We start from the raw sequence: 13,494 nt of genomic DNA on the forward strand, positions 1-13,494 counted from the left end.
CTCTGCTGGCGCCTCCGGCCGTTCAGCCTGAGCCCCCCGCGATCGGGGGCCTTCCTTCCGCGCCTCGGTCTGCATTTCGGTCCAACGAGCCACCTCACCTGGCCTGGCAAAATCGCCAGCATCGCCCTTCAGCCAGAAACCGAACCATGCGAGGTTCCGCCGGTAAATTGCCAGCCGGTGCGCCGGTTGCCACTTCATGTGGTGCTCATTGGGAAATACCACCACCTCGACCGGTTTCCGCTTCTCACGCAGGGAGGTGTAGGTCTCCAGCGTGACGAGATATTCATCGTCCGCGGATTGCATTAGCAAGGGAACCTTGAAGGTCTCGGCGTTGCGCGCGATCGAGTATTTGTCCCAGAAACCCGGCGGGTCGGCTGTGTAATCGGGATAAAAGACCTGCTTGAGGTCCTCGCGTCCGTAATTGCCCATCAGCGGAAACAGGGTCTTGGGATCCTCGCAACAGGCCGAAAGCGAGGCGGCTGCGAAAAGATCACTGTTTACCAGCGCGAACTGTGCCGACGAAGTGCCGTCGCTCATGCCGGTGATCCCTACGCGGCTGCGATCGACAATCCCCCGTTTGGCCAGCAGGTCGATCCCGGTCGCATAGGACGACATCACACTCTTGCGATCCGCCCAATTCTCGTAATTGAGTCGATTCCGTTCGGCCTGACTGAGTGGTGAGACCGATGCGCTGACGAACCGCGCCCGTTCGATGCTGAGAACCGCGAAACCCCGTGCCGCGAAGGCAAAGATAGGGAACTCATCATTCGTCCCGCCCCGCAGGAAACCGCGAGAATGGTATTGAACGATAATCAGCGGGAGCGGTGCGGAGCCCGGGTGCCAGGAAGGCGGTAGAACCAGATCGCCATGGATCTCGGTGCCGAGATTGTTGCGCCACTCGAGCCGCTCGACCTTTCCTATCTTCAGATTCGAGAAGTCCGGATTGGGGTCGAAGATCCTTTCGATCCGTCCGCTCTCGGCGTCGAGGCTGACGATTTGCCTGGGGTGCGCCGACTCTTCATAAACGCAGATCAGCTTGCGCCCTGCGGGCAGACAGCCGCCCAGCCAGTCGCGCGTCACCGAAATACGCGCCGGCGCCGTTGCGCCATGCCGCCAGTTATAGAGGGCGATCTGACTCTCGTTCCAGCCTTCGCGCCGGAAGAACCAGAGGTCGCGACCATCGGCACTCCACCAGATCCCGTTGAAATTGCCGCGGCACATGGGGAGGGTGCAGGCGCGCGATGGCTCACCATGACGGCTTGTCCAGAGGTCCTGCTGGAGATTCCCCGGCGTCGTCGTCAGCCAGGCGACCGAAGCGCCGGAACGGGCTGTGCGCGACACGTTCGCCGGGGCAGAGGCAGTCGAGGCGAGGTCGAAGAGCTGGCGTTCCGCGGACTGCGCGGGCCGCACTTCGCCTCCCGGGCCTACCACTTCGAAGGTTGCCGCCTTGGTATCACGTGGCCAGGGGTGATTGCTGGCGACAGGCGACCAGCGGTCGTCATACAAATATCCCGTCAGACCTTCGCGCGCGATGTTGCGCCGTTGTTCTTCAAGGTCGGGCTTCGTCTTTATCACGATATCCCGGCCGTTCGGCGCCCAGCGAAAGTCTTCTACGTCGACGCCGGCATTCGATACGCGCCAGGAATGCGACCCATCCGCGCTCGCCAGCCACACCTGGACCGGGCCGCCATCCTGCTTCAGGAAGGCGATGGTCCTCCCATCCGGCGACCATCGTGGCGTGATCAGCTTCGACGAGCCGGCGTAGTAATCCGCCAGCGGGCCTCGCGAGAAACGCGACCGTATGAGATTGCCGCCCCTGTCGACTATGAGCGGTTTACGGGACGCGCCGACAAGCGGAACGACGACCATCGACAAGCAATAGCCATTGTCGTCGGGGTCGGCCTGGCGCAGCTGGAAGGCGATCCGCTGGCCATCGGGCGATAGTCCGATCGGGCTATCGGCGAGCAGAAAGCTCAAGCTGACGGGGCCGATGTCGCGGAGCCGTACCAGGTCGTCCGGGTCCAAGTCGCGCGCCGCCATTTTCCCTGGTGGACTGTCCGGCAGGTCGCTTTGACAGCGAGCCGCAGCCTCGGTTGACAGGAAAATGGCGATGATGCTCGTGACTGCGCGGGCGCCGCGAGAGTGAACGGCCCTTACCATTGCTTGCGCACCGTCAGGCTGAGATAGCGACCGATCGGATTTGCGTTGGTGGAATCATAGACGGGTTCGGTCGCCGTTCCCTGGCGAATGCGACCGGGGGCCGTATTGAGGATGTTGTTCGCCGCCAGGCCCAATTCGAGCCCGTCGAGATACGAACCGGGGACTGCGAATTTGTAGGTGATTGCGGCGTCCCAGGTCGTGAATGAAGGGACTGAGCGTTCCGGAGAAATCCGACGATCACGATTGGCTGCGGAGTAATTTACATAGGTGCTCGCCGCGAGCCTGGTATTTTCCCATTGCAAGCCGCCGCGCGCGCGCCACGAGGCGGGGTTGTAGATCAATCCGGCGAGCTGGACGCTGGGTTGGCCGGCGAGCAGACTCTGGCGGGTATCGAGATAGGCGAAGTTCCCGGCAAGCTGGACGTCGCCATCGCCCAGTCGGAAGCCGTACCGGGCGTTCATATCGATGCCCTGGATATGCTGGCTGGAGGAGTTTCGATACCGATTGTCGACAATCGCCACGACCCGCGCGGGATCATAGGGGCCGCCGGAAAGAATGGTGAGACCGCCGGGCGCATTGGCCAGTGCCGCGGCGATCTGCGTACTCGCCGGGGTCAGGGTGATGACGGGGGCGTAATAGGGATTCGAGAAAAGGCCCAAGCTCGAGGTGATCGGGGTGATCACCCGGTCACGGTAACGGACGCGGTAATAGCTGAGCTGGAACTGGGCGTCGGGAAGGAACGCCGGTCGCACGGTTGTCGCGATCGTCAGGTTCTCGGCGCGTTCGGGGCGTAGGGACTCGGAATTGCCGCCCGAAAGGAGAAGCACCGTCGAGCCTGCGGGGAACTGGGTCGCGCCATAGGCCGCGATCGACCGCAGGGCGACGCTTTTGCTCAGATATTGTTGGTAGAAGGTGGGGGCCTTGAACGAGCGCCCCCAGGACAGGGTGAATTCCAGGCCATCGACGGGAGCGTAGAGGAACCCTGCCTTGGGTGTGACGATTTCGCCGAAATCGGCATAGCTTTCATACCGGATTGCCGCCGTCACCACGAGCTTGCGGACGAGCGGGACATTATTATCCGCGGCGACGAGCGGAGCGTTCAGTTCGGCATAGCCGAACCAGCTGTCCTGCCCCTTGGTAAACGCGAAGCTGGTCTGCTGTGCTGTCGCGGTGATGCTGCGCGAGAGGGCGTCGAGGACGTTCGATCGATACCCTCCGCCTGCCGCGAGCTTGAGCGGGCCGCCGGGCAGGGAGAACAATGTTCCGCTCAGGCCTGTCTCGACCGTCTTCAACGTGTTGACATAATCAACTGGAATCGAGGTGGTGACTGCATTGTTGGAGAAGACCTTGGTGAAGAGATGCGCTGCGCTCTTCGCGTAGGTGCCCATGAGATAGCCCGCCCAGCCGGGTGCCAGGTCGGCCCTCAGAGTAGGGGAGAGCGAGAACGTCTCCACGTCGAACGCCGAAAGAGCGCCGCTCCGCAGATAGTTCGCCGCGGGCGAGAACGGGGTCTGGATGCGCGATTTCCGACGATTGTAGGTTCCATCCATCTCGAGCCGTAGCCCGGCGCCAAGCTCCTGATGGCCGGATGCCAGCGCGCTATATTGCTTGAGCCAGGGCACGAGGGTCTGTTCCGCCTGCATGGCGGATGCATAGTCACGGTCTCCGGCGAGGATCTCGGTTTGGCGGCTGAAATCCACCGCCGCCATGATCCCGCCAGATCTCCACGCGCTTCCCATCACTGCGCCAGTGCGAAGCTGCTGGTTTCCGCCATCCATCGACCCACCCACATTCGCATAGGATTGCAGGCCATCGAAACTTCGCTTCAGGATGACGTTCGCAACCCCGGCAACAGCGTCTGATCCGTAGATGGCGGAAGCCCCATCGGTCACCACTTCGATACGTTCGACCGCGCTTAGAGGAATCGATGCAATGTCGACGCCCTGGAAAACGCCGTCATAGGGCATGCGGTGGCCGTTCAGCAGGGTCAGGGTAGCGTCGGGGCCGAGACCGCGGAGGTTGAAGGTCGATGAGGATGTGGTGTTCTGGTTGGCGGCGCCCTGGTTGCCGCCGCCGGCAACCGTCGGGTTCTGGCCGCCGGCGAAGTTCTCGGGGATTGTCCTCAGCACATCGCTCAGGTTGGTGAAGCCGGCATTCTTCAACTCGCGCTGGGTGAGCGTGATTACCGGCGACGTCGGGCTGCCTCCGCCGATGCGGGAGCCGGTGACCTCGATGTTGGGCTCGGCGGTCTTGCCTTCGCCGACTTGGCCGGGCGCCGTGTCTCGCCCCCGCACGGTGATCCCGGAAGCGTCGATATCTGCGCGAAGATCGGTGCCTGCGAGCAGGGCATGTACGGCTTCATCGACCGTGTATTTGCCTTTGAGAGAGGGCGACCGCTTGCCTGCGACGGCCGCCGCGTCGAAAAGGATTTCCTTGCCGGTCTGGCGGCTCAGGGACCGAAGGGCGTCGCCAAGATCCTGTTCCGCGATGCTGTATTCATGCCGCGTCACGTTCTGGGCGTGTGCCGGTGCGGCAACCATCACCGCCACAACGCTCACGCCCGCGAGCAAACAAGCTTCGATCATTCGTCCAGCCATGCAAGCCATCCCTGTCCTGGCGCTCATTTTCGAGCGCTTATGGAAGGGATGGACGCAGTGGCTGCACGACTACGGGGTCGGGACCCGAATAAATTCTGACTGGCTCACTTCCGGGTCAGGATGATCTCATGAGATGCCTGCTCGACCCGCAGATCGAAAACCGCCGCGATACGATTGGCGAGGCTGGCCGTGTCCCCGATCCGGAACCTCCCCGATACACGCAGTGCGCCGAGCTCGGGTTCAGCCAGCTTTATCGTAATCGCAGCGATCCGATTGGCCTCCCTGACCACCTCCGTTAACGGCGCCGCATCATAGTCCTTCAGGCCTTGCGCCCGCGAGGCTTCCGCGGCGGGAGGCAAGTCGGACACTATGGCTGCCGTGCTCTCGCCTTGCACCTCGATCGATTGGCCCGCTGACAAGGATCTTCGAACAGGGGCCCGACCGGGCTTGGCTGGAAAAGCCACTTCGATGCGGCCCTCGATGAGCCGGACCTTCACCTTGGCACCCGCGCCAATGGCAACGTCGAACACCGTGCCATGTGCGGTAACGCGCGTCTCCAATGCCGCCACGACGAAAGGGCGCTGGCCCTTCGCCACTTCGAACCGTGCTCGACCGCGCCGGAGCGTCAACAGCCGCTCAGCCTCGCCCAGCTGCACGGACAGGAGCGAATCCGGCCCGAGCGTCACTGTGGAACCGTCCGCCAGCTGCTCCACACGGCCTTGGCCTGGGAGGGTCCGCAGCATTTGCGCCGTCGGCGCCCGAGGCGCCGCTATTCGCGAAGTATCGGACTCATGCTGGCCGGTGTTCGACCTGAGGCTCAACAGACCGACCGGTACGGCACAGGCCAGCGCGATCGCGCCGACCAACAAGCCGCGGCGCGCCGACGTGCTTCCTGGAGAGCTTCGATCGTGGTCCGGCAAGGTTTCCTCGGCCAGGAACTTGCCGAAACTGAATATCTCTGCGGCGTGATTATAGGCCGCCCGGTGAAGGGCACCGCGTGCCAGCCATGCTTCGAAATCGGGTCGATGCCCGGCCGCCTCGGGGCCGCGCATCCGCGCGAACCACAAGGTTGCCTCGTCAAGGAGCTGGTTCGATCCAGCCTGTTCTGGCGGTAGCTCGTTCATTCGCGTTCAAGCTCCCTGGCAATCCTGCCGATCGCCTCGGACAGATGCCACTCGACGGTGCGCGTGCTGATCTCGAGTTGCGCGGCGATGTCCTTCACGCTCACTTCTTGCGCCCGGTGTAGGAGGAAGACTTGCCGCGTCCTAGGCGGAAGCAGGTCCACAATGGCACGGTAGCGCTGCTGCATCTGCATCACCTCCAAGCGGTCGCCTTGATCCGCACGAACAGGCAGGGCCTCTTCGTCGACATCGACCAGCTGCGGCTTGACGCGGAGGCGTCGCTTCCTATCGATAAGGAAGTTGCGCAAGATGCGCTTGAGATACGCTTCCGGGTTGTCCAGTTCACGAAGTGATCGCCCGCCGGCAAGCTTTGTGAAAACGTCCTGGACCATATCGTCACAATCTTCGGCACCCTTGAACCGCGAGCGGAGGTATCGCGAGATTCGTGGGGCCTGTTCACGATAGATTACCTCGAGGCGAAGGCGATCCTCTTCTGAATCGCGGGGGCCGATACGATCGAGCATCGGCTTACCGGCACGCTGATTGTGGCGCGGCAAGGCGCGCACTGCTTTGCTGAAGACATGAGTTCACGGGCGGCGCATCCAGAGATGCCGGTCAAGTGCCGATGCTCGCGTAGAACCCCGTTGGTTCCGCGCCCGTTATGCCAGGCTGGTAATTCAATAGCGCCGGTGCCGGCTAGCCCGCGCGTCAACATCATGGATGACTTTCGGCCGAGCTGCAAGCAGGTGGCTGACAGCCCGCAAAGTGAATGCGGAGTTCAGCCCTTGTTTTGGGGCTGTTGCTCGCCACTGTCCGATAAAATTCCTGATGCCTTGATAGCTGGGGGTCGATCATCCCGGCGAGAACATCAAAATTGCGGCGCCGCGGACCGGTCTCTTGCCATGATATCGGGGCGAATTCGGCCAATCTGCGGTTCTGGGCCGAGTATCTCTCATTGCAACCCGGCAGTGCCGCTGTCGACACCACCGGGCGGCGTCCGGAGCAAACTATTTCGACGGCGTTTCGATCTTTACGTCCGCGTCGATCTTCTTGGTTCCGCCGTTCAACAAATTGGTGCCGAACAGTACGTAGAGAACCGCCAGGATCGCGACCACGCCCACGATCACCAACACCGCGGTCCCGCCACCGCCACCGTCTTTCACGACCGTCACTTTCTCGTCCGCCATCGCAACCTCCTCTGTTCCTGTCCTGCGAAACGGTCCACACGAGAGACCTGTTCCAAGGGTTGGGCCCGTGAAAAGGGGCCGAGGGAATGAACCCGACAGGCTGGCGCCGCGCGTCATGCTAGCCGCGGAACACCTGCCTTTGTCAGCGGTTCATCTGGCAAAACTCAAAGACTGGAAGTCCATGAACCGAATTGATTCGAGCGAAGCACGCCTCGCAACCCTCTCCGATGCAGAGTTCAAGGACAGGTTGGCCGGGGCGATCACGCATCTTCGGGCTTTCGGGCGAAGCCTCAGCGGAAATCGCGATATAGCCGACGATCTCGTGCAGGAGACCATGCTCAAGGCGTGGGCCGCAAGAGGTCGCTTTGAGGCTGGCACAAACTTCAAGGCGTGGACCACGACGATCCTTCGGAATGTTTACTTCAGTCAGACGCGGCGCAATCGCTTCGCGGGCGAGTGGAGCGACTTGGTCGCGGACCGCGTCCTCGCCGCTCCGGCGAGTCAGGATAAGTCGGTCGAGCTGCGTGACCTCATGCGGGCCCTCCAGCAAATCTCTCCCGATCAGCGCGAAGCCCTCATCCTGGTGGTTGCTGCCGGGATGGCCTACGAAGAGGTGGCAGAAATCACGGGCGTCGCCGTGGGTACGGTCAAGAGCCGCGTATCGCGAGCGCGTCTTGCGCTCGAGGAGCTTATCAACGGCGGTGTCCTCCAGACCAAGCGTCAGGACTTCGGGAGTGCAGAGGCGGCCGTAACCAGCTTGTTCGCCTATCTGGATACGGTCCAGGCGCGCTACGGGCGCCAAGCCGACCGCGACGAAGCTGGGATGCTCCAAATCGCGGCCTGATCCAAGGCGCCGGCGGGCTCAGGACGAGAGAGGTGCCGGGCAGAATCTGCCAATGGAACTCTCTCAGGCGATTTGCTCCTTAAATCGCAACAAGTGACGGCCGTCTGTTTCCCCGCGGCGTTGTTCGGAGCAGAGGCGGTGGCGCGGCGTTGTGCGGTAACGGACAGTCAGGCAGCGCAGCTACGGGTAGTGTGCGAGGCTGCTCTGCAGCTTCTTCAACCCGCCGGCTCGGCGCGCTTGGCTCACATCACCTGAGACGAGACGGTCGATGCGTTCGACGAGGCCAAATCTGTGATGGACATCAATCTGATCCGGAACTGAATGGGACCGGGTTACCAACGATTCGAGCGAGCAGTTGTCGACCAGCGCTGCAATTGTGAGCTCCAGAGGATCGAACGCCTTTGGCGAGCGTCTATCCACAAGGGGCCCGTAAGTCGTTGCCCGGAGAGCATAACCATGAAGGTGCAGAAATTCGCCGCGTCTGACGCCTCGTTCGAACGATCGCCCGGCCAGACCGCCGATGTGTTCGCGGGCAATCTTGTCGACCAGCGGCACGGCGGCCCCGTCACCGTCGGATATGGCCGCTACGGCCCGAATCAGTCGATCGACGAGGAGATCGCGGTTGATGACATCATGATCGTGCTGGAGGGGCGCGTGTCGGTGACAAGTGACGGCCATACGGTGAGCGCCGGGCCCGGCGAGATCATCTACATGCCCAAGGGTAATGTTGTGACCATCAAGTCGCATGGCGAGGGTGCCTTGACCGCCTATGTGACCTATCCCCACTGGCAGGAGCCGGGTGACGGCGGCAATGCGGACTGGTCAGCGGCGGGCTGAGACCTTTGAGGCCGGCGCAAGTCCCACGGATGGCTTGTTCCCAGCCATAGCATAGGCTCAGCTTGACCGGCCCGGGTCTGTCATCGGTTCCATTTCCCTCGGGTCGGGATTGCGCGTGACGGGAAGGGAGCTGGTCTGGCGCTCGATACGCCTGTGGACCACTGCTTCGGTGCCCGGAATCCATAGCGCGTGAAGCGCTTCGCTGTTGGCTGCGTCCGCATGCGTACGCCGCTCATTGTGGCGAACATAGTCTAGCCAAGTCGCGAAATCGAACCGTTCCACCCATAATGTCGCATCCGACAGGTCGCGGGTCAGCGCCCAGTCGCGAGCGCCATCGCGCCGGCGGATGCGGCGGCGTTCGTGCATGACCGTCAGGAAGGCCGCGATGTCCCGCTCGGCGATGCGATGCTCGACCGTGATGACAATCGGGCCGCTGCGCGCTTCGATCTGCACTTCGGTGTGCGGCTCGACCCAGACGTCGCGCGGGGTGAGATTCAGCTGACTGATTGCGGGAAGCTTGAAGACGAGACCGGCGACGATGCTGAGCAATTGCACCAGCGCGGCGGCGAGGAGCGCATTGCGCACCCCATGCCCGCTGGCGATCGAGCCGAAAAGCCAACTGCCTGCTGCCATTCCACCGAATGCGGCCATCTGGTACAGCGCAATGGCACGAGCGACCACCCAGCGAGGCGAGGCCATCTGCACGCTCACATTGAAGGTCGAGAGCGCCAGCACCCAGCCGGCGCCGGCCGCTGCGAGTCCGAAAAGCGCGATCGGCAGGATGCCGGTCGCGGTAACGGCGGCGCCCGCGGCGAGTCCCGCCGAGGCCACTCGCACGATCCCTTCGGTAGAGAGGCGTTCCCGAAGCTGACGGCCGAGCACGGCGCCGCCCACCGCTCCCAGCCCGAAGGCGCCGAGCAGCAGGCCGTAGATCAGGGGGCCGCCCCGGATGAGATCGCGCGCTACCAGTGGCATCAGCGCCTGGAGGGCGCTTGCCGACAGGCCGAACAAGGCGGCACGGGCCAGCACCACGCGGATATGGGGAGATAGCCGGACGTAGCGGACGCCGGCGGCCATGGCGAGGCCGAGCCGCTCGCGCGGCAATTTGCGCCGCGGCAGGTCGGGCTGCCATCTTTTGAGGACGAAGATCAGGCCGATATAGCTTACCGCATTGGCGAGGAAGGCCGTGGCGGCGCCGGCGGTTGCAACGATCACGCCTCCGATGGCGGGACCCAGGCTGCGCGCGATGTTGAAGCCCATCGAGTTGTAGGCGACGGCGCTCGAAAGGAGCGGGCGGGGTACCATATCGCCGACCGATGCCTGCCAGGCAGGCCCGTTGATCGCCGTGCCGCAGCCGATCAGGAAGGTGAAGACGAGCAGCAGCCAGGGCGTGACCAGCCCGAGCCAGGTTCCGATCGCGAGAAGCGCCGAGACCAACAGCATGAAGCTCTGGGCGGCAAGCAAGACCCGCCTTCGGTCGAGATTGTCGGCGACCGCCCCGGCCCACAGCGAGAGGAGCATGATCGGGAGGCTGGTCGAGGCCTGGACCAGCGCGATCATCTGCGGGGATGCACCCAGGCTGGTCATCATCCAGGATGCGCCGACCGCCTGGATCAGGCCGCCGAAATTGGAGCAAAGGCTCGCGATCCAGATTGCGCGGAACAGTGGCAGGCGGAAGGGGGAGGTTGGCTCGGCACTCATAGCTTGGAAATGCCCGACGGTGGCCGGCCGATCCAGTGCAACGCCCCGAATGGGAGGGAAGCTGCCGGGAAGGATTGGTTCGAGCGCAGGTTCCCCGTGGCTTAGTTGCCTTCTGCCAACGGCAGCGTGAAGGAAAGGAGCGCGCCGCCCTCTGGATGATTTTCGGCACGCAGAGCGCCGCCATGGGCTTCTATAATCGTCCTGGAGATAGAAAGGCCGAGGCCAAGGCCATTTTCCTTCGAGGTGAGAAAAGGCTGAGACAAGCGTTGCAGCAGTCCGGGGGCAAAGCCCGGACCATGGTCGCGGACCCCGACGCGAACCATTTCCTCCTCAAGGGTGACAGATATGGTCGGCGGTCCAGCGTCCACCCCTTTCTGCGCCTCGCACGCATTTCGGACCAGATTCAGGATAACCTGCTGAATCTGCACGGCGTCGCAGTATACCTCGATGTCGACCTCGGGCTGCACCCGGGCAATTGAGTCATCGCAGATCCGCAGTATCCGGACGGTCTCCAGCGCTTCTTCCAGCAGCACATCGATCGCCACCACATTGCGCTCGCTGGATCCGCGCGCGACCAGTGAACGCATCCTCTGGATGATGTCGCCGGCGCGCTTGATCTGCGCCCCGGCATCGGCGAGGCGTTCGGCGATCGGTACTCCCATCGCATCGGGCAGGCGGTCTGCCAGGAACCTGCCCGTGCTCAGATAATTGCTTGCCGCCGCCAGGGGCTGCGTAAGCTCGTGGGACAAGGTTGCGGTCAAGGAATTCATCGCACCCACGCGCGCGAAATGGGCCAGTTCGGCCTGGAGCGAATCGTGCCGCCGTGCCTCGGTGACATCCTGTGTGGTGCCGTGGAAGCCGATCACCGAACCGTCTGAACCCAGCGTAGGGACACCGGAGACCCGGTATATGCGGTCGCCGGCTTTCGGAAGACGGACCTCGAGTTCCCAGGAGATTGGCCGCCGATCGCGGATCAGCCGATCGCGGGCCTCCTTGTTGGCCCTGATCGAGTTCTCGCTGAGAATCGTCGCGATTTCCTTGCCCATCGGGCCAAGCGCTGGATCGCGCTCGTACATTTCGTACAGGTTGGGGGACCAAGTCACGGTCTCGTCGCCCGTGCGATACGACCAGTCTCCCATGCGCGCGATGCGCTGCGCCTCCTCAAGCCTTTCCCGCGCGGCTGCTGCGTCAAGAGCCCGCTTTTCGCGCGCGCTCACCCCTCGCATCAATAGCGAGGCGAGAAGAATGATGGCCGCGGATAGCGCAATACCACCGGCCGCATGGAGTCGCGCCCGCGCGCGCGCATCGCGAAGTGCTTCGTCCTCCAGGATGCTGTAGCTGACGAACAAGGGCTGCCCAGGGATGCGCCGGTGGCTGACCAGCCGCATCTGCCCGTCAAGGGCACCCGGCCCAGCGAAGCGGCCGCTCTCGGCCTCGCGCTGCTTGCGGAACACGACGCCCTTGCTCACGTCCTGGCCCGATGTCGTGACGCCGCCGATTGTCCTCGAGCGAATGATCCCGTCGAGCCCGACTACCCAGGCAGATTCGGAGGGCTTAACAGCCGCGGCGCCGAAAATCTCCGTCAGTTTGGCCGGATCGATTGCCACAATCGTGGTGCGATCGGACGCGCGTACGCCTTCGAAGTGCTTTGACAATAGAAGAATGTTGCGGTGAAGCCTTGGAGAGAACACCGGCGGGCTCACGATCAGCCCTGGTGCTGTAGCCCCCTTGCCGAGTCTCGCTCTGATAAGCGTCGCGGCCTCGCTTTGGCCCTCGATGCTGCGCTCCGTGGTGGCAATGAGGTGCCCGGTTGCATCCGCGACGTGGATCGCCAGGAAGTCTCCATCGGTGGCAACCGGGTCGGCGAGGATGCGTGGCAACTTGCCGGAGGAGCCGTCAGCTCCCGAAGGGGTCTCCACCACTTCGATGTGGAGCGCCGCCATGTTGGCGTGATCAAGCGTGCGCGAGACATATTGCTGGAGCATCAATGCGCGATCGTCATTCTGCCCGAAGGCGAGTCGTTCAGCTTCACGCTGGTCGAACGCAACCTGCCGACCGATCAGCGCCCACAATACCAGCAAGATCGCCGCGGCGATCCCGGCCACGAGCAAAAGGGCGGGCAATGCGTTCGGTCTGCTTTCGCCGTTCGCCATTCGGCATTGCTCCCTGTGCAGTCAGGTAAAGAATTGCGCATCGCGGCGGCGCTTCCTAGAGCCACCGTGCGAGTTCAAGCTGTCGTATCAGAAACACTTGATCTCGGCGGGCGATCCGCAAGGGAAGAAGCGCGGTCCTGCTGGTTGAAGTCCGCGGCTGCTCGGCCTTGGAACCCGCGACAAATGCTTAGCCAGGTGACCGGGTTGCTCCCATCAGGACATCGCGCGGGCCGCATAACCTGCGGGCAAAGCACGATAAAAATTCTCGCACAACCCTCTTGAAACCCCGTCCGGAGATTCCAAATCTTCGCCGCCGGACGCGATTTCTCGGTCCGGCAGGACCTGGGGGCACCGGCTCTCGATCCGGTGCGCCTCGTGCTCAGATTGCTCATTGGAGGATTTGGATATGAGGACCGATTTCGATTTTGCGCCCTATCGCCGTTCGACCATCGGGTTCGACCGGCTGTTCGATCTGCTCGAAGCAAGCATGCGCAGCGACAACGGCAGCAGCCCACCGTTCAACATCGAGCGCCACGGCGACGATCGTTACAGCATCACGCTTGCGGTCGCCGGTTTCCGGCCCGATGAGGTCGAGATTGTTGCGCAGAACAACCTGCTGAGCGTCACCGGTCGAAAGGCCGAGGATGATGGCGCGACCCAATATCTCCATCGGGGCATCCCGGCGGGTGCGTTCGACCGCCAGTTCCAACTCGCGGACTTCGTGGTCGTCGAAGGCGCGAGCTTCGAGGATGGCTTGCTGCGCATCCAGCTCAAGCGCGAAGTCCCAGAGGCGATGAAGCCACGGCGTATCGAGATCAATGGCAGGACGGGTCAACCGGCGAACGATCTTCTCGAAGGACCCGCACACGAGGCTGCGAGCGACGCCGCCTGATC

General features: G+C 63.1%; 10 protein-coding genes. 3 read left to right on the forward strand and 7 right to left on the reverse strand.

The features are described from left to right. The 5 genes from AAHM44_RS13495 to AAHM44_RS13515 all read right to left on the reverse strand — a co-directional run. Nucleotides 1-2,040, reverse strand: a 2,040-nt coding sequence (locus tag AAHM44_RS13495) for an Atxe2 family lasso peptide isopeptidase (RefSeq protein ID WP_342250286.1), incomplete at its 3' end; no start/stop codon positions are given. Nucleotides 2,041-2,153: 113 nt separating this feature from the next. After that, nucleotides 2,154-4,757 carry a TonB-dependent receptor gene (locus tag AAHM44_RS13500; RefSeq protein ID WP_342250287.1) on the reverse strand — a complete coding sequence of 868 codons (2,604 nt, stop codon included), beginning with the start codon at nt 4,755-4,757 and terminating at the stop codon, nt 2,154-2,156. Nucleotides 4,758-4,861: 104 nt separating this feature from the next. After that, nucleotides 4,862-5,881 (reverse strand): FecR family protein, encoded by a 1,020-nt coding sequence (locus AAHM44_RS13505; RefSeq protein WP_342250288.1) that lies wholly within the window; start codon nt 5,879-5,881, stop codon nt 4,862-4,864. Further along, entirely contained in the window at nt 5,878-6,444 is a 567-nt protein-coding gene (locus AAHM44_RS13510) for an RNA polymerase sigma factor (RefSeq protein WP_342250289.1), read from the reverse strand. The genes AAHM44_RS13505 and AAHM44_RS13510 overlap by 4 nt, the downstream gene beginning before the upstream one ends. A gap of 441 nt (nt 6,445-6,885) precedes the next feature. Then, entirely contained in the window at nt 6,886-7,065 is a 180-nt protein-coding gene (locus tag AAHM44_RS13515; RefSeq protein WP_342250290.1) for a hypothetical protein, read from the reverse strand. Nucleotides 7,066-7,246: 181 nt separating this feature from the next. Between AAHM44_RS13515 and AAHM44_RS13520 the strand changes: the two genes are divergently transcribed. Both AAHM44_RS13520 and AAHM44_RS13525 read left to right on the forward strand, forming a co-directional pair. Beyond that, on the forward strand, nt 7,247-7,909 hold the full coding sequence (locus AAHM44_RS13520) for a sigma-70 family RNA polymerase sigma factor (protein WP_342250323.1): 663 nt from the start codon (nt 7,247-7,249) through the stop codon (nt 7,907-7,909). Between the two features lie 456 nt (nt 7,910-8,365). Beyond that, nucleotides 8,366-8,746, forward strand: a complete 381-nt coding sequence (locus AAHM44_RS13525; protein WP_342250291.1) for an AraC family ligand binding domain-containing protein — start codon at nt 8,366-8,368, stop codon at nt 8,744-8,746. A 57-nt stretch (nt 8,747-8,803) separates the two neighbouring features. On the opposite strand, the gene AAHM44_RS13530 is transcribed toward AAHM44_RS13525, so the two are convergent. Next, nucleotides 8,804-10,447, reverse strand: coding sequence for an MFS transporter (locus AAHM44_RS13530; protein ID WP_342250292.1), 1,644 nt, complete (start codon nt 10,445-10,447; stop codon nt 8,804-8,806). Between the two features lie 101 nt (nt 10,448-10,548). Beyond that, a complete protein-coding gene (locus tag AAHM44_RS13535) occupies nt 10,549-12,600 on the reverse strand; it encodes an ATP-binding protein (protein WP_342250293.1) in 2,052 nt (683 codons plus the stop codon). A 406-nt stretch (nt 12,601-13,006) separates the two neighbouring features. On the opposite strand from AAHM44_RS13535, the gene AAHM44_RS13540 reads away from it, so the two are divergent. Next, complete coding sequence (locus AAHM44_RS13540; protein WP_342250294.1) at nt 13,007-13,492, forward strand: Hsp20 family protein; 486 nt, start codon at nt 13,007-13,009, stop codon at nt 13,490-13,492. Nucleotides 13,493-13,494 lie beyond the last annotated feature (2 nt).

The sequence above is a fragment of the Sphingomonas sp. OTU376 genome (assembly GCF_038440415.1).
GTDB lineage: Bacteria > Pseudomonadota > Alphaproteobacteria > Sphingomonadales > Sphingomonadaceae > Sphingomonas > Sphingomonas kyeonggiensis_A.